General features: G+C 39.0%; 20 protein-coding genes. 15 read left to right on the forward strand and 5 right to left on the reverse strand.

From position 1 onward, the window contains the following. The first annotated feature begins 5 nt into the window (after nt 1-5). The 7 genes from J8L85_RS16485 to J8L85_RS16515 all read left to right on the forward strand — a co-directional run bounded on the left by J8L85_RS16485 (nt 6) and on the right by J8L85_RS16515 (nt 7,249). Nucleotides 6-1,235, forward strand: a complete 1,230-nt coding sequence (locus J8L85_RS16485) for a 3-phosphoshikimate 1-carboxyvinyltransferase (RefSeq protein ID WP_211019136.1) — start codon at nt 6-8, stop codon at nt 1,233-1,235. A 79-nt stretch (nt 1,236-1,314) separates the two neighbouring features. After that, the gene (gene queA, locus J8L85_RS16490) at nt 1,315-2,367 is read left to right on the forward strand and encodes a tRNA preQ1(34) S-adenosylmethionine ribosyltransferase-isomerase QueA (RefSeq protein ID WP_211019138.1); all 1,053 of its coding nucleotides are present in this window, start codon (nt 1,315-1,317) and stop codon (nt 2,365-2,367) included. A gap of 96 nt (nt 2,368-2,463) precedes the next feature. After that, nucleotides 2,464-3,504 carry a 23S rRNA (adenine(2503)-C(2))-methyltransferase RlmN gene (gene rlmN, locus J8L85_RS16495; RefSeq protein ID WP_211019140.1) on the forward strand — a complete coding sequence of 347 codons (1,041 nt, stop codon included), beginning with the start codon at nt 2,464-2,466 and terminating at the stop codon, nt 3,502-3,504. A gap of 123 nt (nt 3,505-3,627) precedes the next feature. Beyond that, nucleotides 3,628-4,605: a polyprenyl synthetase family protein gene (locus J8L85_RS16500; protein ID WP_211019142.1), complete on the forward strand. Its 978-nt coding sequence runs from the start codon at nt 3,628-3,630 to the stop codon at nt 4,603-4,605. Between the two features lie 145 nt (nt 4,606-4,750). Beyond that, nucleotides 4,751-5,314: an RNA polymerase sigma factor gene (locus J8L85_RS16505; RefSeq protein WP_211019144.1), complete on the forward strand. Its 564-nt coding sequence runs from the start codon at nt 4,751-4,753 to the stop codon at nt 5,312-5,314. Then, entirely contained in the window at nt 5,301-6,071 is a 771-nt protein-coding gene (locus J8L85_RS16510) for a hypothetical protein (protein ID WP_211019146.1), read from the forward strand. Before J8L85_RS16505 ends, J8L85_RS16510 begins: the two co-directional genes overlap by 14 nt. Before the next feature lie 95 nt (nt 6,072-6,166). After that, nucleotides 6,167-7,249 (forward strand): hypothetical protein, encoded by a 1,083-nt coding sequence (locus tag J8L85_RS16515; protein WP_211019148.1) that lies wholly within the window; start codon nt 6,167-6,169, stop codon nt 7,247-7,249. A gap of 55 nt (nt 7,250-7,304) precedes the next feature. On the opposite strand, the gene J8L85_RS16520 is transcribed toward J8L85_RS16515, so the two are convergent. Beyond that, a complete protein-coding gene (locus J8L85_RS16520; RefSeq protein WP_211019150.1) occupies nt 7,305-7,547 on the reverse strand; it encodes a zinc-ribbon domain-containing protein in 243 nt (80 codons plus the stop codon). 77 nt (nt 7,548-7,624) lie between these two features. Here J8L85_RS16520 and dnaG point away from each other — a divergent pair, with 77 nt between their 5' ends. Further along, complete coding sequence (dnaG, locus tag J8L85_RS16525) at nt 7,625-9,604, forward strand: DNA primase (RefSeq protein ID WP_211019152.1); 1,980 nt, start codon at nt 7,625-7,627, stop codon at nt 9,602-9,604. A 66-nt stretch (nt 9,605-9,670) separates the two neighbouring features. Here dnaG and J8L85_RS16530 read toward each other — a convergent pair whose 3' ends face one another. Both J8L85_RS16530 and nadE read right to left on the reverse strand, forming a co-directional pair. Continuing rightward, entirely contained in the window at nt 9,671-10,300 is a 630-nt protein-coding gene (locus J8L85_RS16530) for a response regulator transcription factor (protein ID WP_211019154.1), read from the reverse strand. Nucleotides 10,301-10,456: 156 nt separating this feature from the next. Continuing rightward, nucleotides 10,457-11,257 carry an NAD(+) synthase gene (nadE, locus tag J8L85_RS16535; protein ID WP_211019156.1) on the reverse strand — a complete coding sequence of 267 codons (801 nt, stop codon included), beginning with the start codon at nt 11,255-11,257 and terminating at the stop codon, nt 10,457-10,459. Between the two features lie 72 nt (nt 11,258-11,329). On the opposite strand from nadE, the gene gldB reads away from it, so the two are divergent. Then, nucleotides 11,330-12,307, forward strand: a complete 978-nt coding sequence (gene gldB / locus J8L85_RS16540; protein WP_247656705.1) for a gliding motility lipoprotein GldB — start codon at nt 11,330-11,332, stop codon at nt 12,305-12,307. Continuing rightward, the gene (gene gldC / locus J8L85_RS16545) at nt 12,308-12,643 is read left to right on the forward strand and encodes a gliding motility protein GldC (RefSeq protein ID WP_211019158.1); all 336 of its coding nucleotides are present in this window, start codon (nt 12,308-12,310) and stop codon (nt 12,641-12,643) included. A 19-nt stretch (nt 12,644-12,662) separates the two neighbouring features. Here gldC and yihA read toward each other — a convergent pair whose 3' ends face one another. Beyond that, nucleotides 12,663-13,289 (reverse strand): ribosome biogenesis GTP-binding protein YihA/YsxC, encoded by a 627-nt coding sequence (yihA, locus tag J8L85_RS16550; RefSeq protein WP_211019159.1) that lies wholly within the window; start codon nt 13,287-13,289, stop codon nt 12,663-12,665. Between the two features lie 10 nt (nt 13,290-13,299). After that, nucleotides 13,300-14,064 (reverse strand): alpha/beta hydrolase, encoded by a 765-nt coding sequence (locus J8L85_RS16555; RefSeq protein ID WP_211019160.1) that lies wholly within the window; start codon nt 14,062-14,064, stop codon nt 13,300-13,302. A 260-nt stretch (nt 14,065-14,324) separates the two neighbouring features. Here J8L85_RS16555 and J8L85_RS16560 point away from each other — a divergent pair, with 260 nt between their 5' ends. Genes J8L85_RS16560 through J8L85_RS16580 form a run of 5 tightly spaced genes read left to right on the forward strand, consistent with a single transcriptional unit; the run spans nt 14,325 to nt 19,493 of the window. After that, nucleotides 14,325-14,798: an MraZ family transcriptional regulator gene (locus J8L85_RS16560; RefSeq protein WP_052958746.1), complete on the forward strand. Its 474-nt coding sequence runs from the start codon at nt 14,325-14,327 to the stop codon at nt 14,796-14,798. Continuing rightward, nucleotides 14,788-15,681 (forward strand): 16S rRNA (cytosine(1402)-N(4))-methyltransferase RsmH, encoded by an 894-nt coding sequence (gene rsmH, locus J8L85_RS16565; RefSeq protein WP_211019161.1) that lies wholly within the window; start codon nt 14,788-14,790, stop codon nt 15,679-15,681. Before J8L85_RS16560 ends, rsmH begins: the two co-directional genes overlap by 11 nt. A 6-nt stretch (nt 15,682-15,687) precedes the next feature. Continuing rightward, nucleotides 15,688-16,023 (forward strand): FtsL-like putative cell division protein, encoded by a 336-nt coding sequence (locus J8L85_RS16570; RefSeq protein ID WP_232304902.1) that lies wholly within the window; start codon nt 15,688-15,690, stop codon nt 16,021-16,023. A 3-nt stretch (nt 16,024-16,026) separates the two neighbouring features. Beyond that, nucleotides 16,027-18,033 carry a penicillin-binding protein gene (locus J8L85_RS16575; RefSeq protein ID WP_211019162.1) on the forward strand — a complete coding sequence of 669 codons (2,007 nt, stop codon included), beginning with the start codon at nt 16,027-16,029 and terminating at the stop codon, nt 18,031-18,033. Further along, nucleotides 18,030-19,493: a UDP-N-acetylmuramoyl-L-alanyl-D-glutamate--2,6-diaminopimelate ligase gene (locus J8L85_RS16580; protein ID WP_211019163.1), complete on the forward strand. Its 1,464-nt coding sequence runs from the start codon at nt 18,030-18,032 to the stop codon at nt 19,491-19,493. Before J8L85_RS16575 ends, J8L85_RS16580 begins: the two co-directional genes overlap by 4 nt. The last annotated feature ends 30 nt before the right edge of the window (nt 19,494-19,523 follow it).

Genomic DNA, 19,523 nt, shown 5'->3' on the forward strand with positions numbered 1-19,523 from the left:
ATATCTTGAGACTTCATCTTTCTGGCCCATCTGACAAGCTTTTAAAAGAAACTATAAAAATTACGGGATCTAAGAGTGAATCTAACCGATCACTATTATTGTCTGCGCTCTATGATGGGATAGAAATTTTAAATCTTTCCAATTCCGATGATGCCCAGGTAATGGGTCAAGGTTTAACTAAAAAATCAGGAGCGGTAGACATTCACCATGCCGGTACCGCCATGCGTTTTCTAACCGGTTACTTTGCAACTTTAGAGGGTAGCGATGTAACTCTTACGGGTTCTAAACGTATGACCGAGCGCCCCATTAAAATTTTGGTAGATGCCTTAAAAGAATTGGGTGCCGATATTTCATATGTGAACCAAGAAGGGTATCCTCCATTAAAAATAAAGGGAAAGAAAATAACAAAGAACAAGGTAAGTCTTCCAGCCAATGTAAGCAGTCAATATATATCGTCTCTTTTATTGGTGGCCCCTAGTTTAGAGAATGGTTTAGAATTGGAGTTGGTCGGTAAGATTACATCCGTGCCCTATATAAAAATGACCTTGTCATTGTTAGGGGAAATAGGGGTCAGTACCTCATTTGAAGAAAATACGATCATAGTCGGCGCTACACCGACGGTGGCCGCTACAACCTTGGTAGTAGAATCCGATTGGAGTTCGGCTTCCTATTTTTATAGCATCGTCGCCTTGGCCGAGACAGGTACGGAAATTACCTTGTCGGCCTACAAAAAGAACAGCCTTCAAGGCGATAGCGTATTAAGTGAGATATATAATCAATTTGGGGTAGAGACTGTTTTTGGGGATAATCAAATAAGATTAAAGAAAGTTTCGGAATGTAAGCAATCTAACATTGAGCTAGATTTGGCCAATGCGCCCGACATCGCCCAAACAATTGCGGTAACGTGCTTTGGCCTGGGGATAGGTTGTCATCTTACGGGGCTACATACCTTAAAGATCAAGGAAACGGATAGGTTAGAGGCATTAAAGACCGAACTGTCAAAATTGGGTGCCAATATTTCTGTGACCGATAAAACACTTACATTAAGAGTAGGCGATAAGATAAATAGCGAAGTTGCCATAGATACCTATAACGACCATAGAATGGCCATGGCATTTGCACCGTTGGCCATGAAGACCTCACTTTTTGTGAACGATGCGATGGTGGTTTCCAAATCATATCCCGACTTTTGGGAAGACATGAAAACGCTTCAATTTAAAGTGGAAGAATTATAATTCCGTATTTACTTGACAACCCCCTGTTTCAGATTGTATCTTTGCAGCCGCAATTTGCTATACTAAAAAAATTAGCCACATGAAATTATCTAACTTTAATTTTGAACTTCCAAAAGAATTATTGGCTGAACACCCATCCGAAAATAGGGATGAATCTAAACTAATGGTGGTCCATGCGGATACCGGCAAGATAGAGCATAGGATGTTCAAGGACATGATCGATTATTTTGATGAAGGTGATGTGATGGTCCTTAACAATACCAAAGTATTTCCTGCCCGTTTGTACGGAAACAAAGAAAAGACCGGAGCGCGTATTGAAGTGTTCTTGTTAAGAGAGCTGAACGAAGAACAGCGCCTATGGGACGTGTTGGTAGATCCTGCCCGTAAAATACGTATTGGTAACAAACTTTATTTCGGAGATGACGAAACATTGGTTGCCGAGGTTATAGATAATACAACTTCAAGAGGAAGAACGTTACGCTTTTTATACGATGGGGCTTACTTGGATTTTAGAAGAAAATTAAGGGAGCTCGGGCAAACACCCTTACCAAAATATATAAAGAGAGATGTTGAGCCAGAAGACGAGGAGCGTTACCAGACCATTTATGCAAAATATGAAGGAGCGGTAGCTGCACCAACAGCAGGGCTACACTTTTCAAAGCATTTGCTAAAAAGGTTAGAGATAAAAGGTATCGACTTTGCAGAGTTGACCCTTCATGTTGGTCTTGGTACTTTTAATCCTGTAGAGGTAGAAGACCTTTCTAAACATAAAATGGATAGCGAAGAGTTGGTCATAGATGAAAAAGCTACCGAAATAGTGAACAACGCCAAATTGGAAAAACGTCGTATATGTGCCGTAGGTACCACGGCGATGAGAGGTTTGGAAAGTGCGGTGTCATCTAATCATACCTTGAATACGTTCGAAGGCTGGACGAACAAATTTATCTTCCCTCCTTACGATTTTAGTATTGCCAATGCAATGATTACCAATTTCCATTTACCAAAATCTACTTTGTTGATGATGGTATCTGCGTTTATGGGGCACGATTTAATGAAGAAAGCATATAAAGAGGCAATAATGGAAGGCTATAGGTTCTATTCTTATGGTGATGCCATGTTGATCTTAAGATAAATACAAAATTCCTTTTAAAAGGAAATAAGTAAAAATGTCCCGCTTTGTCCGTATATAGAGAAAGCGGGATTTTTTGTAATACCTACCTTTGGCAAGATGGAAGCAAAGAAAAAAGACATTCGGGCCTTAACACGAGAACAGTTGAGAGCATTTTTTGTGCAGAACGGAGACAAAGCTTTTCGTGGTAATCAGATCTATGAGTGGCTTTGGCAAAAAGGAGCGCACTCTTTTGATGTGATGACCAACTTGTCTAAAGAGACCCGAGAAATGCTTGCTGCCAATTTTGTGATCAACCACATTAAGGTGGATCAAATGCAACGTAGTGCCGACGGTACCATAAAGAATGCCGTAAGGTTACATGACGACTTGGTGGTAGAATCGGTATTAATACCCACAAAAACGAGAACTACGGCATGTGTTTCCAGTCAGGTAGGGTGTAGTTTGGACTGTAGGTTCTGTGCCACCGCACGTTTAAAAAGAATGCGCAATCTTAACCCTGATGAGATCTATGATCAGGTGGTGGCCATAGATAACGAAAGCAGGCTATATTTTGATAGGCCTTTGAGCAATATTGTGTTTATGGGTATGGGAGAGCCTTTGATGAACTATAACAATGTGCTCAAAGCAATAGAGAAAATTACTTCGCCCGATGGTTTGGGGATGTCTCCAAAACGTATTACGGTCTCTACCTCTGGTGTACCCAAGTTGATTAAAAAAATGGCCGATGATGAGGTTAAATTTAAACTGGCCGTATCATTACATTCGGCTGTTGACGATATACGAACTTCGATAATGCCTTTTAACGCCACTTTTACACTGGCCGATCTTAGGGAAGCATTAATATATTGGTATCAAAAGACAAAAAGTAGAATAACCTATGAATATGTAGTTTGGGAAGGTATCAATGATCATAAAAGCGATGTGGATGCATTGGTCGATTTTTGTAGGTTTGCTCCATCAAAAGTAAATCTTATCGAATACAACCCTATAGATGACGGCGAATTTCAGCAAGCATCTAACAAGGCCATAGATATGTATGTGAATACCTTAGAGAAGAACGGTATTACCGTTACGGTAAGGCGGTCTAGGGGAAAAGATATAGATGCCGCATGTGGGCAGCTTGCCAATAAATCATAATATGGTTTTCTAAATTCTTGATTGGGTCAACTTTTGGTCCAATACTTTGGCTTTATATGCTATACTTGGCCATAGTTGTTGCACTTTTCGCTAATTTTGAAATTATAAGCCAAACCAAACTGCTTGAAAATAGTATCGCAAATAAAGGAACCTGTTAATAGGGAGATGGAGCTCTTTGAGACCAAGTTCCGTGAGTCCATGACTTCTAAGGTCGCCTTGCTCAATAGAATTACTTACTACATTGTTAATAGAAAGGGGAAGCAAATGCGACCCATGTTCGTTTTTTTAACGGCGAAATTGTTGAACAATGGTGAAGTGAACGAGCGTACCTATCGTGGTGCATCTGTCATAGAGTTGATTCATACCGCAACGCTGGTGCATGATGATGTGGTGGACGAAAGTGATAAAAGAAGGGGTTTTTTCTCCATTAATGCTTTGTGGAAGAACAAGATCGCAGTTCTGGTCGGTGATTATTTGTTGTCTAAAGGTTTATTACTGTCCATTGATAATGGTGATTTCGATTTGCTTCGAATCATTTCCGTCGCCGTTCGTGAAATGAGCGAAGGCGAGTTGTTACAGATAGATAAGGCCCGTAGATTGGATATTACCGAAGATGTATATTATGATATAATTCGCCAGAAGACCGCGACACTGATAGCTGCTTGTTGTAGCTTGGGCGCTTGTTCCGTTAAGCCAGAAAGCGAACATGTAGAAACCTTTCGAAAATTTGGAGAGCTATGTGGTATGGCATTTCAGATAAAAGATGATTTGTTCGATTACGGAGCCGAGAAAATAGGGAAGCCTACAGGTATAGATATCAAAGAGCAAAAAATGACACTACCTTTGATATATGCATTGAACAACTGTTCTAAAAAAGAAAAAAGCTGGTTGATCAATTCCATTAAAAATCATAATAAGAACAAAAAGCGAGTAAAAGAAGTAATCGCCTTTGTAAAAAAGGCAGGAGGGTTAGACTATGCCGTAAACAAAATGTTGACCTTTAAAGATGAGGCATTGTCTTTGTTGCATACCTATCCAAAATCTGATTATAGAGATGCTCTAGAATTAATGGTAAACTACGTAGTGGAGCGAAAAAAATAGATTTTTTTTTCAAAAATTCTTTTCTTTCTGATACTTTTTTAAGTTTTAATTTACTGATATTTAAGTAGTTAAAAAATATTTTGTTTGCCGAGGCAACTATATTGTAATTGAAGTCGTCTATGTAAATAGAAGACATTTAAAAGTTTTGAAAATTATACCCTTTTATAAAAACGAAAAACAGCTCATTAAAAAGGCCATAAGTGGAAATGGTGATGCGCAGCATCGTCTCTACGGCAAATATGCCCCTAAAATGTTGAGTGTTTGTAGGCAGTATATAAAAGACGTTCATTTTGCTGAAGACGTTATGGTACAAGGGTTTGTAAAGATGTTTCACCATCTGCATACTTTTAAGTTTCAAGGTAGTTTTGAGGGGTGGGTCAGAAGAATCATGGTAAGGGAGTGTATCTCGTACCTAAGAAAGAGGCAATTTGTTGTTTATGATGATGAGGTGTTCGAAAACAATCAATCTAACGGTTTTGAAATAACCACAGATTTAGATACCGAGCATATACAACAATTAATAGATGCGCTACCACAAGGGTATAAAATGGTTTTTGTGCTTTATGCAGTAGAAGGATATAAGCATAATGAAATTGCTGAAATGTTGAGTATATCTGAAAGCACCAGCAAATCACAACTATTTAAGGCAAGAAAAATGTTGCAAGAGAATTTAAAAAAACAAAATATCATAGGTTATGGAACCAGATAAATTTGAAAAGTATATTAAAGGCAAGTTGGAAGAAAGAGAGATTGCTCCATCTGCAGGAGCATGGGAAAAAATATCCGGGCAACTGGCTAAAGAAAAATCAAACGATAAGCCACTTTATTTTTGGTTGGGCATTGCGGCCAGTGTTGTTGTTCTGGTAGGTGTTACCTTTTTGTTTTTTAACGATCAGGGTAACGTAGTGCCATCGGAAACAATTAAGGTTGTAACTGCCGATGAAGATAATGTTCAGAAAACTGAACTTGAAAAGGATGTAGAGGGTTTGGTAGAGAAATCGTCAGAGGAGATCGTGCTTACACAAAAAGAGGTAAGTCCGGTCATTAAAGAGAACAATGTTGCCGTAGTTAAAAAGAATGTCGTAAAAGATGAGATTTCTACGGAGAGTGGAGATGAAGCATTGGCTGAAGCTAGTGAGGAAAAAGTTTTGCCCAATGATAATCAACTGGAAATACTGTTGCCGGATAGTATTTTAAATGAGAAAATTGCAGAAGTGGTAGCGCAGGTAGATTCCCTTGAGTTAAATGGAGAGATAACGGATGCCGAAGTAGATTCTCTACTGTTAAAGGCGCAAAAAGATATTTTAAGAGAACGACTTTTTAATAAAGACAATTCTGTTAATGCCATGGCTTTGTTGACAGAGGTCGAGGATGAACTTGATCAATCCTTCCGAGACCAGATCTTAGAATCGTTAAAAACAGGTTTTCTTAAAGTTAGGACTGCTGTCGCGGACCGAAACAACTAAATCCCTAAAAATCGAAAATTCCCTAAAGCGCTATATTTTAACATAGGGCCAGGGACTGGAGTTTTATTCATCAATCAAAATTAAATCAAATTAAAATGAAAACAATTACGGTATTTGTCCTTGTGGTCTTTACACTCTTCGTAACACATGAAGTGACATCACAAGAAGAGCATCTAAGTAAAATAGAGTTTTTAAAGGGGCAAAAGGAAAAGATTGCCTTACAGGAAAAAGATGCCCTAAAGCTAGAGGTTGCCAAAATTAACAAACAATTGGAGCGCAATGAGATTTCTGAGGAAGAGGCACAAAAACTTAAGACGGAAGCGGCGCAAAAAAGAGCGTTGAACATTGAAAATAGGTTGGGTATCATTGATAATCAAATTGCGTTACTAGAAAGAAATGGTGAAGACCCGATGCAATTGGATACCTTAAATTATGCAACTGCCCTAGAGATAGGTTTTGGGGGCAAAGACAGTGAAAATAATAGAATGTTCGGTGTTAGTATCAAGGAGAACCCGAACAGGAAAGATGTAAAATATGATAAAAGAACATATTCCGATCTAGTGGTGGCCCTTGGTTTTAACAATGCGATTATAGATGAGGTTTCATTGAACGATTCGCCCTATAAGATTGGGGGTAGTAGGTTTTTTGAACTTGGATGGCAGTGGCGTACACGGGTTTTTAAAGAATCTAATTTTCTAAGATTAAACTATGGGTTTTCTTTTCAGTTCAATGGTTTAAAGATTAAGGACAATCAATACTTTGTAGTTAATGGAGATGGAAATGCCGAACTTGAAGAGTTCGACTATGAGTTGGATAAATCAAAATTTAGAATGGACAACCTTGTTTTTCCCGTTCATTTAGAATTTGGCCCGTCTAAATTGAAAAAGACAGAAAAGACGATTCGGTATTCGCTCACAAACCAGTTTCGTTTTGGTATTGGTGGCTATGGAGGTTTTAATCTAGGAACAAGACAAAAATTGAAGTACAGTATAGATGGTGAAAAAGTAAAGGATAAAATAAAACGGGATTATAATACGAACGATCTGGTGTATGGGCTAAGTGCCTATGCTGGTTTTGATGGGGTATTATTGTATATGAAATATGATCTGAATACTATTTTTAACAACGCTCCCGTTGATCAACGAAACATTTCTATAGGTCTTAGGTTCGATTTGTAGAGAGAATTAGCTACTTATTTCAGAAAAGGGTACATGGTAAGATATGTACCTTTTTTTATTGCTCTATGGCCGATTTGATATCAGCGGTAAATTCATCTTCAAAAAATACTCCTTTGCAATGGCTACAGGTAGCTATTTTGTGGGAGGAAATTTTAAAAAGCTTGATCCAGAAAAGATGGAAGTAGTTAGAGGAAATAGAAAGGCTGAGTGTCCCTAATTGATGGCAGTAGGGGCAGGGGGTATTTGTCAATTGCCTAATTTCTGGTTTCCCGGGTCGCGTTCCAAAGAAAAGAATCATATTTTGCTCTTATTTATTCCAAAAGTAATAATTTTAGAGGCTTCTCATACGTGTAGATTATTGTTCGGAAAAGATAAATGATAGCAAAGAGCACCATAGATAAAGTATATGAAACCGCCCGTTTAGAAGAGGTGATCGGTGATTTTGTACAATTAAAGAAATCGGGGTCTAATTTTAAGGGTTTGAGCCCTTTTAGCGATGAGCGGACACCTAGCTTTATGGTGTCGCCCGTAAAGCAGATATGGAAAGATTTTAGTAGTGGTAAAGGGGGAAATGTGGTGGCTTTTTTAATGGAGCACGAACATTATACTTATCCTGAGGCTATTAAATACCTCGCAAAAAAATATAATATAGAAGTAGAGGAAACCGAGCAATCCAGTGAGCAAAAAGAGCAGGCGAACGAGCGCGAGAGCATGTACTTGGTATCGGAGTATGCCCAAAAATATTTTAAAAGAATACTGTGGGAATCGGAGCTGGGCAAAGCAATAGGTCTAAGTTATTTTAAAGAGCGGGGCTTTACGGAGGAAACCATACAAAAATTTGGCCTAGGGTATTGTTTGGATCAATGGGATGGTTTTACAACGACGGCATTGGACGATGGTTATAAACTGGACTATTTACAGAAAACCGGTCTTACCATTGTTAAAGAGGATACAAATAATCCCAATAACCCCAGAAAATTCGATAGGTTTAAGGGGAGGGTCATGTTTCCGATACACTCGCTAAGTGGAAGGGTATTGGGCTTTGGGGGCCGAATTCTTACCAATGATAAAAAAGCGGCCAAGTACTTAAACTCCCCAGAAAGTGATATTTACCATAAGAGCAAAGTGTTATATGGTATTTATTATGCCAAACAGGCAATAGCAAAAGAGGACAATTGTTACTTGGTGGAAGGGTATACCGATGTGATCCAATTTTATCAAAGAGGTATACATAATGTTGTTTCGTCTAGTGGAACGGCATTGACACCAGAGCAAATTCGTTTGATCAATAGGCTTACCAAAAATATTACGGTTTTGTTCGATGGCGATGCCGCCGGACTAAGGGCTTCGTTAAGGGGGATAGATTTAATTCTGGAACAGGGCATGAACGTACGTGTCTGTACTTTTCCAGAAGGTGAAGACCCTGATAGTTTCGCAAAGAACAACGATTTGGAAGAGGTGCAAGAATACCTCAATAACAATGCGAAGGATTTTATTCAGTTCAAGGCATCGTTGTTGGTTAAGGAAGCCTCTGATGATCCTATAAAAAGGGCCGATACCGTTAGAGATATAGTAAACAGTATTTCTAAGATACCGGATCGTATCAAGAAAGAAATCTATATACAGGAATGTGCTCAGATAATGAACGTTTCTGAAAACGTTCTGTTTAGCACCTTGGCCCAAATAAATAAAAAGGGTACGGCCGATGCCGTTAAAAAAGAAAAGCAAGAGCAAAAAGCTTTTGATGTTGTACGTAGCGAGCCGGTAGAGAAAAAAGTAGATGTTCAGTTTGAACTGGAACGAAAAATTATAGAAAGCCTGTTGCTCTATGGGGACCAGAAAGAAGAGTTTGAGGATTTGGTGCTTAAAGAAAACGATAAGGGAGAATTGGTTTTAGAGCCAGAGTCTTTGGAAATTAAGGTGTATGAAAAAATATATCTTGATTTGCAGGAAGATGAGATAGAATTGGCAAATGAAAATTTCAGAAATGTCTATTATAAGCTTATAGAGGCTCTCAATGAGGCCGAAGAGTTTACGGTAAGTAATTTTATAGCGGGGCTTGATCAAGAAATGGCAAACGAGGTGTCTTCCATTTTAATGGAGGAAGAGCGGTATGCCTTACATAATTGGGAAAGGAAGGATATTTATCCGAAGCCGAAAGAAGTAGGTATTGCTCAACTTGTAAGTGAAACAATTTTGACCTTGAGATGCTATTTGATAAAAAAACGAATGGAGAGTTTGCAGAAAGAAACAACCCAAACAGATAAAGATAACCGTGATATATTGGAAGAAATAATGAACTACTTACAGCTGAACAAGTTGTTGAACAAAAAACTAAACAGGGTTTTGTCTTAATAGAAAAGATAGTAAACAAAAAAAACCGCTTAATGCGGTTTTTTTGTTTTTTAGAAGAAGGTTGGTCTAATAAAGTTCCAGTGCTTTTGCCTGTTGTAAAAGGTCGACCATGTTGTCAACGTTTAGTTTTTTCATTAAACGAGCCTTATAGGTACTTACCGTCTTTTCGTTCAGGTTAAGACCTAAGGCAACTTCCTTGTTTCTTTTTCCGCTGGCAAGAAGTTTTAATACCTCTACCTCTCTTGTAGATAATTTTCTAAAGAACCTTCTTGGTTTTTTGGTGCCTTCGTCAAAAGCAAGTCTTTGTGCCAATTCATTGGTAATGAACATGCTGCCTTCACTTACTTTGGTAACTGCAGATATAATATAGTCCACATCAGATGATTTTGACAGATAGCCAAATGCACCTGCCCTAATAGCACTTAGCGCATAAACATCTTCAGATTGCCCACTGTACATAAGTACCTTTACATCAGGATATTCCTTTTTGATTTTTCGTAGAGCGGCTATTCCGTTTATTTCAGGAATATCCATTTCTAACATTACAACATCGGGGGTTATCTTTTCCAGTTTTTTAAAAAGCTCTTCGGTGGTGGATACATCATCTACCAACTCAAAACCTGTTGCGGATTCTAACACATTTCTAACTCCCATTCGAATGATAGGATGGTTGTCCGCAATTAAAACTTTTATCATTATATGTTGATTTTCAAGATATTTAAGTCTACAATACTGTAGAAAACACGTACATGCAATGTAGGACTAAATAATCTAAATTAGAAGTCAAAGATGTATTTTTTTTTCTAAAAAGAGTTAAAATTGATCTGTTTATTCGATTTAGTTACCTGATTGTTAGTTGAGTGGTTGTTTTAACATTTCGGGAACTATGCAAACCGGTATAGGATTCATTTTGTGTTGGTTCATTGAATTGAATCTTGTGAAGATATCAAATACCTCTTTGTCCCTTCCTGTAAAATCATCTGTTGTTTTTCCTTGGTCTTTCATCTCCATGGCCCATTCCAGTTCGGGGTAAGAAGCGCCAATTTGGTCTTCATCGGTTCTGTCATCGCCCCAAAGGCCGTCGGTAGGCGCGGCTTTGATGATTTCTTCGTTCACCCCTAGTTTCTTTGCGATTTCGTAAACCTCTGTTTTCATTAAATCTGCAATGGGACTAAGGTCTACTCCGCCATCTCCGTATTTGGTGTAAAAACCGACACCAAAATCTTCTACCTTGTTACCGGTACCTGCAACCAAATAGCGGTTTAAGGCCGCGAAATAGTACAAAGTGGTCATGCGCAACCTAGCTCTGGTGTTCGCCAATGACATAAATCTTTCTTCTTCGTTTTCTACTGTAGGAAAAGAATTCACCAAGCTGTCGAATACAGGTGTAAGGTTTACCGGTTGACGTTTAACGTTCGAAAAGTTTTTCTGTAGCCAGTCTATATGTCTAGAAGCACGATCCGATTGATTTTCCGCTTGGTGAATGGGCATCTCCAAACAAAGTAGGTCTAGGCCTGTTTTAGCGCATAGGGTAGAAGTGACCGCAGAATCTATGCCACCGGACACGCCGATTACGAAACCTTTTTGTTTTGCGTTAACAGCATAGTCCTTTAACCATCCAACAATATGGTCGATTACTTTTTCCGTTTGCATACAAGTATCAAATTATTTGTTTAAATCAATTAACTTTGCCCTAAAAATAAGTTGTCCTTATTTAAAAATAAAATGAATTCGGAAATACTTGGTATGAGAAAACCCATTTTTATTGTTTTATCAGTTTTAGCGATTTTTATTGGATGTAAAGACAGCGATAAGGTAGCTGAAGAGGTATCTAAAATTCCTTTGGAACTGAAAATTTCAAGATTTGACAGGGAATTTGCGGAAGCTAACGAAGATGGTTTGCCGGCATTAAGAAAAAAGTATCCCTACCTTTTTCCTGCTCCCGACAGTGTTTGGGTCGCAAAAATGAACGACTCTCTTCAAATAGAGCTGTTTCAAGAAGTAGGCAAGACATTTAATAGTTTTGAAGACGAGGAGGAGTCACTTGAAATGTTGTTCAAGTACATTAAATACTACTTTCCAGAACAAAAAACGCCTAAAATCATAACGGTCACCAATGATGTTGATTATGATAATAGAATTATTCTTACCGACACGTTACTATTTATAGGATTGGACAATTATTTAGGTTCCGAACATAAATATTATGGAGGAATTCAGCGATACATAGCCAAATTGTTAGATCGTAAGTTTATGGTCAGCGACGTAGTGAGTGCATTTGCGAAAAAGGTAGTTCCGAGACCTCGGGACAGAACTTTTTTGGCAAGAATGATCTACTTTGGTAAAGAGCTGTATATAAAAGATCGTTTAATGCCCAATGCGCCCGATAATATTAAAATAGGCTATTCGGACGATGAAATGGATTGGGCCATTGCGAACGAGGAGCCTATTTGGAGAAATTTTATTGAGCAAGAGCATTTATATAGTACAAATAGCAAATTAAACCAACGTTTTTTAGATCCTGCACCATTTTCGAAGTTTGGGCTGGAGCTGGATAACGAATCTCCAGGTTGGTTGGGCAGGTATATTGGTTGGCAAATTGTAAGGGCCTTTATGGAAAATAATGACGTAAGCCTGAAGCAAATGTTGACGATGTCGGAGGAAGAATTGTTTAAAAAATCTAATTATAAACCAAGAAGCTAAATGGCAGATCTGCATAATTCTGAGATAACCCTAAGGGTGAGTTTGGATGATAATCGCGTACCTGAAAAACTTTCATGGTCGGCGCAAGACGGTGGTATAGACAACGAAGAGGCAAAAGCCATGTTGCTTTCCGTTTGGGACAGTAAAAATCAAGAGTCGCTGAAAATCGATTTATGGACAAAGGATATGCCCGTAGATGAGATGAAAACTTTTTTTCACCAAACATTGGTTTCAATGTCCGATACCTTCATGAGAGCTACGCAAGACGAAAAGATGACGGCAACCATGAAAGATTTTTGTGATTATTTTGCGGAGAAGCTAGAGTTGAAAAAATAGGGTTTTTTACGGAGGGGTATTATGCCATATTGTTTTTGTTGGCCTCGAAGTACTCTACGTTAATGGCCTCTATGTATTCGAGTACCTCTTCTCTGCCTATTTTTTTACTGGAAGATGTTACAAAGTGTTGGGGAGCTTCTTCCCAGATGTCTTCCAATAAATGGTTTAAGTAGTTGTCTACCTGTCTTTTAATGGCTTGGGGCTTAAGTTTGTCCGCTTTTGTGAAAATAATGGCAAAGGGGATTCCATTTTCTCCCATCCATTGCATAAACTCCATGTCTATCGGTTGGGGGTTGTGTCTAATATCCACAAGTACAAAAGAGCATACAAGTTGCTGCCTTTCTAAGAAATAGTTGGTGATGTATTTTTGAAACGTCTTTTTGTCTTTTTTGGAAACTTTTGCATAGCCATAGCCGGGCAAATCTACCAAAAACCAATTGCCATTAATCTTAAAATGGTTGATGAGCTGTGTTTTTCCGGGTCTCCCAGATGTTTTGGCCAAACTTTTACGGTCTGTCAACATATTGATCAAGGAAGATTTGCCTACGTTGGATCTGCCTATGAACGCATACTCCGGAATAGGCTCATTGGGGCATTTGGCCACATCCGAATTGCTCATTACAAAGTCTGCGGACTTGATCTTCATGCCGTTTAATTTAGAAATTACGTTGCTTTAGCCATTCGCTTAAAATGTCATTAAACTCATCGGGGTGTTCCATCATTGGTGCATGGCCACATTTCTTGATCCAAAAAAGGTCGGAATCCGGTAACAACTCATGAAAGAGCTCGGCAACATCAGGTGGTGTAACGGTATCGTCCTCTCCCCAAATAATGCAGGTGGGCGTCTTCATTGTAGGTAGGTCGGTACTCATGTTATGGCGAATGGCGCTTTTTGCGATCGCCAGTGTTTTAACGAGTTTTATCCTATCGTTGACCGTCGCAAAAACTTCGTCCACAATTTCTTTGGTGGCCACTTCGGGGTCGTAAAAAACATCTTGTGCTTTTTTCTTTATGAACTCATAGTCCCCACGTTTTGGGTAGCCATCTCCCATGGCGCTTTCATACAGCCCCGAGCTACCTGTAATAACAAGGGCCTTCACCATTTCTGGGTATAATTTCGTGTGTAATAATCCAATATGTCCACCTAAGGAATTTCCTAAAAGAATAACATCTTTCAGTCCTTTGTGTTCGATGAATTTTTTAAGGTATTTAGCAAAATTTTTGACATTTGTCTTGAGCAAGGGCATGTCATAAATCGGAAGTTCCGGAATCAAAACTTTATAGCCATTTTTTGGAAAATAGTCCAAGACTCCTTGAAAATTACTAAGACCGCCCATTAAGCCATGCAGGATAATAATTGGAGTGCCCTCTCCTTTTTCAATATACTTGAATTTCCCGTCTTTAATTATTTCTTCCTCCATTTAATAGGGTACTGATATTTGAGCAAATATAGGCAATTCGATATAATAGGAGCATATCCATGCTGTTTCTTAAGAGCTCATTTCACTTTTTTTTAACTGGGTTTTTCGCAAAATCCATTACCGCAGTTTTTCATGTTTGTAGATAGAATTGGGGTTAAAAAGTGGTAAAAAATCATTATTTTATTAACAAAGTGGTGTTTTGTGGTAAAATGTGGTAATAATATTTATATATTTGAGTTGTATAAGAAAGACCATCGATTTTGGAAATCTATTTTTCAGGTGTTTATAACTGTAAGGCAGATGCCAAGGGTCGGGTAATGTTACCTGTATCCCTTCGTAATCAGATGGCGCCTATGCTCAATAATGGGTTTTTTATAAAAAAGTCTTATTACGATGAATGTTTGGAGCTGTATCCAAAGCACGAATGGGAGGCAGAGGTGAAAAAACTCAATGAGCGATTGGGGGATAGTAGAAAAGATAGGGCTTTTAAAAGAAAGTTTACCTCTGGGTTGAGGCATGTGGAGATAGATGCTACGGGAAGGTTGTTGATCCCTAAAGATATTATCGGATTGGTGGGGATCAAAAAAGAGGTTACTCTTTCGCCTATGGATAGGCATTTGGAAATATGGGACAAAGCAACGTACGAGGGTGATGTTGAATCGTCTCCAGAGGAAAGGGAGCAATTGGCCTATGAGGTGAAATATGCTGAAAAACCGGATGAAGATGTATCATAATCCAGTTTTGTTGCAAGAGTCGGTAGCTGGGCTGGCGATCAAAGAGAATGGTGTGTATGTGGATGTGACTTTTGGAGGAGGAGGGCATTCTAGAGAGATATTGAAAAAATTGGGCCCCCAGGGAAAATTGTTCGCTTTTGATCAGGATGAAGATGCGCAGGCCAATAGTATCGATGACGAAAGGTTTGTTTTGATAGGGGAGAATTTTAGGTATATCACCCAGTTTTTAAAGTTCTATGGCATTCGGAAGGTAGATGGAATTTTGGCCGATTTTGGAGTTTCGTCGCATCAGTTTGATGAGGCTGAACGAGGGTTTTCCACTCGTTTTGATGCCGAGTTGGACATGCGAATGAGTAGAAGAAACCAATTGTCTGCCTATGATGTGGTTAATACGTATGCTTATGATGACTTAAGAAAGGTGCTTTTTAGCTATGGGGATCTAAGAAATGCGAATGCAATGGCCAATGCCATTATAGCGGGTAGGGAAGAGGTTCCGATAAAAACTACCGAAGAATTAAAGTCGGTTTTAAAAAGGTTTTTGCCCGAGCATAAAAAACATAAAATATTGGCGCAGATCTATCAGGCGATCCGAATTGAGGTGAATCAGGAGATAGAGGTGATAAAGGAGTTTTTGGAACAGGTTCCCGTTCTCTTGGAAAAAGGTGGTAGGCTTAGTGTAATAAGTTATCACTCGCTAGAAGATAGGTTGGTCAAAAGATTTATAAGGGCTGGTAGGTTTGAAGGTGAGCCTGAAAAGGATTTTTACGGAAATGTAGATGTTCCCTTAAAAAAAGTAGGGGCGTTGATCGTTCCGTCAAAAGAAGAAATTGCGAGCAATAATAGGGCTCGCAGTGCTAAGTTGAGAATTGCACAAAGGTTATAGGTAATTATGATGAAGGTTAAAAAAGGGATACTTGATATTCTAAAAGGTAAATTTTTGGTAGATGGCGATTCATTAAAGAATTGGCGATTTATCATTTTCACCTCGCTTTTGGCCGCCATCATGATCAGTAGCTCTCATAGTGCCGATAAAAAGGTGCATAAGATCGCGGCATTGAACGAAGAGGTGAAGGAATTAAAAAGTGAGTTCGTGGATGTTCGTTCGGATCTGCAACAATTAAAATTGGAATCGACCATAACGGCAACAGTCGAGGAGAAAGGGCTTTACCCTTCCGAGACACCGCCAAAAAAAATAAAAGTTAAATCTCAAACTGCTTCTAAGTAATATATGCCAGCGACAGAAAAAAGCATATTGTCAAGATTGTATATTGTAGCAGGAGGGCTAGTGCTCTTTGCCGGGATTGTGTTGTTTAAGCTGGTGTCCATCCAAATAGTGGAGGGCGACAAGTATATGGCACTGGCAGAAACTAGAACCACTAAGATGTTTACCATAGCCCCTAATCGGGGAAACCTATATTCTGATGATGGCAGTCTGTTGGCGACATCGGTGTCAAAATATAACATCCACTTTGATGCTGTTACGGTAAGCGAAAAAGATTTTAAAGAGAATGTGAAGCCGTTGTCCGATGCATTGGGCAAGTTGTTCGGTAAAGAATCATCGTACTATCAACAAAAACTCAGAAAGGCCAGGGAGCACAAAAATAGGTATGCGCTTATTGCCAGAAACCTTGATTATTCCGATTACATGGCGGTGAAGCAATTTCCTCTTTTTAATAAAGGTCCTTTTAAGGGAGGTATTGTAATAGAGCAAAAAACCAAAAGAGAGCATCCGTTGGGTAAGATAGCCGAGCGTAGCGTTGGTTATGAGCGTATAGACGAAAACGGCTACCGTACTAGAGTAGGAATGGAAGGTGCGTTTAGCGAGTATCTAAGTGGTATAGAGGGAAAACGGTTAAAGCAAAAAATAGCAAAGAACCAATGGAAGCCTATCGGTTACGATAACATTGTAGAACCAAAAGATGGTTATGATGTCTATTCGACCATAGATATCAATATACAAGATATAGCGCACCATGCTTTATTGAAACAATTAGAGAAGTATAAGGCGGATCATGGTACTGTTATCGTAATGGAGACCAAGTCGGGAGAGGTAAAGGCTATTTCTAATTTAGGGCGTACATCTGAGGGCAAATATTACGAGCGTCTGAATTATGCCATTGGAGAATCTCACGAACCGGGTTCTACCTTTAAATTGGTGAATTTGGTGGCTGCCCTAGAAGATAAGGTAGTGGATACCAGTACTGTGGTGGATACCGAAAAAGGTAGGTGGAAAATTTACAACCATTATGTGCGCGATTCTAAACATGGTGGATATGGTAAAATTTCGGTAGCCAAAGCTTTTGAGGTTTCTTCAAATACTGCTTTTGCAAAAATTATCCACAACGGCTACAAAGAAAATCCTGAGAAGTACGTAAACCGCTTAATGAGCATGAACGTGCACAAAAAACTGGGCCTTCCTATAAAAGGAGAGGGGGAACCTGTGTTAAGGTATCCTGGGGATAAAGGGTGGTCGGGTCTTTCTTTGGCTCAAATGGCATATGGCTATGAGGTTTCTATGACCCCATTGCAAACGTTGACCTTTTATAATGCTATCGCAAATGATGGTGAAATGGTGAAGCCTAGGCTTATAAAGGAAGTAAAGGAATGGGACAAGACCGTTAAAAAGTTTGACAAAGAAGTTATAAATCCTGCGATTTGCTCTAAGGGTACTGTTAAAAAAGTACAGCAGATTTTGAAAGATGTTATTGAAAAGAAACATGCCACAGGTCATGGTATGTATTCCAAAAACTTTTCCATGGCGGGTAAAACAGGTACAACGCAAACCAATTATACCTCTAAAGACCGAAGTAAATATGAATATATCTCTTCGTTCGCAGGGTATTTTCCTGCAGATAACCCTAAGTATTCTTGCATAGTGGTGATTCATAGACCTGATAAGAGTGTTGGTATTTATGGTGCGGATGTGGCAGGACCTGTGTTTAAGACCGTAGCCCAAAAAATTTATGCTACTTCGCCATTGACAGATGAGGTAGATGTCAATGATATCTTAATTGCCAGTGCAGAGGATTCGTATCAAGACTACTATAAACAAGTAGAGAAAAAATATAATGAAGTTCCCAATTTAAAAGGTATGAGCGGTATGGATGCCGTTGCCATACTCGAAAATATGGGGATAGAGGTAGAGGTGAGGGGAAACGGAAAAGTGAAACATCAATCTATTTCTAAGGGAACGGATATCAAAAAAGTGAAAAAAATTGTCTTGGAACTGATATGAAACAACTGAAAGACATATTGTATGGTGTACGTATTACAGCGGTTAGCGGAGCTACTGCTTGTGATATAGCTTCGGTTTGTTTCGATTCTCGCAAGGTGAAATCAGGAGATGCCTTTGTGGCTATAAAAGGTACTTTGACAGATGGCCATAAATATATAGACACCGTGGTAGAGGCTGGGGCGAGAGCTATAATTTGTGAAGAACTGCCAAAAATTATGGTAGAGAATGTCACCTATGTAGAGGTAGAGAACAGTCATCAGGCCTTGGCACTTATGGCGTCTAACTATTACGATACACCTTCTAAAAATTTAAAATTGGTAGGGGTCACCGGTACCAATGGAAAGACAACCGTTTCTAGTCTATTGTATCAGTTGTTTAAGAAGGCTGGGTATAAGGTAGGGTTGTTGTCTACTATAAAAATAATGGTCGATGACGAAGAGTTCGGTACAAGACATACGACCCCCGATGCATTGGTCATAAACAAGTATTTGAGCTTAATGAGCGAGGCGGGCGTGGAGTTTTGTTTTATGGAGGTCAGTTCTCATGGTATACATCAAAAAAGAACCGAAGGGCTTGTTTTTGCCGGCGCCATTTTTACCAATCTCTCGCATGACCATTTGGATTACCACAAAAGTTTTGCCGAGTATAGGGATACCAAAAAAATCCTTTTTGACAATCTGTCTAAAGATGCTTTTGCATTGACCAATATAGATGATAAGAACGGTTTGGTGATGTTGCAGAATACCAAGGCAAAAAAATACACCTATGCCTTAAAAAACTATGCGGATTACAGGGCGCAAATATTAGAGAACCAGTTCGATGGTCAATTGTTGAAGATAGATGATAACGAACTGTGGAGTAAGTTGATAGGTCATTTTAATGCCTACAATATGCTGTCCATATATGCCGCTGCAGATTTGTTGGGGCTAGAAAAATTTGAGGTCCTTCGTTTAATGAGCGAGCTGGAAAATGTGGATGGAAGATTTCAATACTACGTATCAAAAAATAGAATTACGGCTATAGTTGATTATGCCCATACGCCGGATGCTTTAAAAAATGTGCTTGAGACAATCAACATGTTGAGAACTGGAAATGAAAACGTCATCACCGTTGTGGGGTGTGGTGGCGACAGAGACAGAACTAAGCGTCCGGTAATGGGTAATATCGCATCTGAAATGAGCAATAAGGCCATTTTTACTTCTGATAATCCGAGGACTGAAAAGCCCGATACGATTATTTCGGAAATGGAAAAAGGTGTAGAGCCACAAAATGTAAAGAAAGTGCTGTCTATCGAGAATAGGGAACAGGCCATAAAAACGGCCTGCCAATTGGCCGATGTGAACGATATTATACTCATTGCCGGCAAAGGGCACGAAACCTATCAAGAGACCAATGGCGAGCGTATTCATTTTGATGATTTTGAAATTGTAAAGGAATTACTGGTAACGCTCGAAAAATAAGAACCATTTAATAATTGAGATAAGAAAGAT

It is taken from the genome of Maribacter sp. MMG018, assembly GCF_018100785.1.
Classification (GTDB): Bacteria; Bacteroidota; Bacteroidia; order Flavobacteriales; family Flavobacteriaceae; genus Maribacter.

What these genes read in the sequence shown, in the direction of transcription:
- J8L85_RS16510 (WP_211019146.1), top strand. Translation starts at nt 5,301, where the DNA reads ATGGAACCAGATAAATTTGAAAAGTATATTAAAGGCAAGTTGGAAGAA.
- rsmH (WP_211019161.1), top strand. Translation starts at nt 14,788, where the DNA reads ATGTATCATAATCCAGTTTTGTTGCAAGAGTCGGTAGCTGGGCTGGCG.
- J8L85_RS16570 (WP_232304902.1), top strand. Translation starts at nt 15,688, where the DNA reads ATGATGAAGGTTAAAAAAGGGATACTTGATATTCTAAAAGGTAAATTT.
- queA (WP_211019138.1), top strand. Translation starts at nt 1,315, where the DNA reads ATGAAATTATCTAACTTTAATTTTGAACTTCCAAAAGAATTATTGGCT.
- nadE (WP_211019156.1), bottom strand. Translation starts at nt 11,257, where the DNA reads ATGCAAACGGAAAAAGTAATCGACCATATTGTTGGATGGTTAAAGGAC.
- gldC (WP_211019158.1), top strand. Translation starts at nt 12,308, where the DNA reads ATGGCAGATCTGCATAATTCTGAGATAACCCTAAGGGTGAGTTTGGAT.
- dnaG (WP_211019152.1), top strand. Translation starts at nt 7,625, where the DNA reads ATGATAGCAAAGAGCACCATAGATAAAGTATATGAAACCGCCCGTTTA.
- J8L85_RS16555 (WP_211019160.1), bottom strand. Translation starts at nt 14,064, where the DNA reads ATGGAGGAAGAAATAATTAAAGACGGGAAATTCAAGTATATTGAAAAA.
- rlmN (WP_211019140.1), top strand. Translation starts at nt 2,464, where the DNA reads ATGGAAGCAAAGAAAAAAGACATTCGGGCCTTAACACGAGAACAGTTG.
- yihA (WP_211019159.1), bottom strand. Translation starts at nt 13,289, where the DNA reads ATGAAGATCAAGTCCGCAGACTTTGTAATGAGCAATTCGGATGTGGCC.
- J8L85_RS16520 (WP_211019150.1), bottom strand. Translation starts at nt 7,547, where the DNA reads ATGATTCTTTTCTTTGGAACGCGACCCGGGAAACCAGAAATTAGGCAA.
- J8L85_RS16515 (WP_211019148.1), top strand. Translation starts at nt 6,167, where the DNA reads ATGAAAACAATTACGGTATTTGTCCTTGTGGTCTTTACACTCTTCGTA.
- J8L85_RS16580 (WP_211019163.1), top strand. Translation starts at nt 18,030, where the DNA reads ATGAAACAACTGAAAGACATATTGTATGGTGTACGTATTACAGCGGTT.
- J8L85_RS16530 (WP_211019154.1), bottom strand. Translation starts at nt 10,300, where the DNA reads ATGATAAAAGTTTTAATTGCGGACAACCATCCTATCATTCGAATGGGA.
- gldB (WP_247656705.1), top strand. Translation starts at nt 11,330, where the DNA reads ATGAATTCGGAAATACTTGGTATGAGAAAACCCATTTTTATTGTTTTA.
- J8L85_RS16575 (WP_211019162.1), top strand. Translation starts at nt 16,027, where the DNA reads ATGCCAGCGACAGAAAAAAGCATATTGTCAAGATTGTATATTGTAGCA.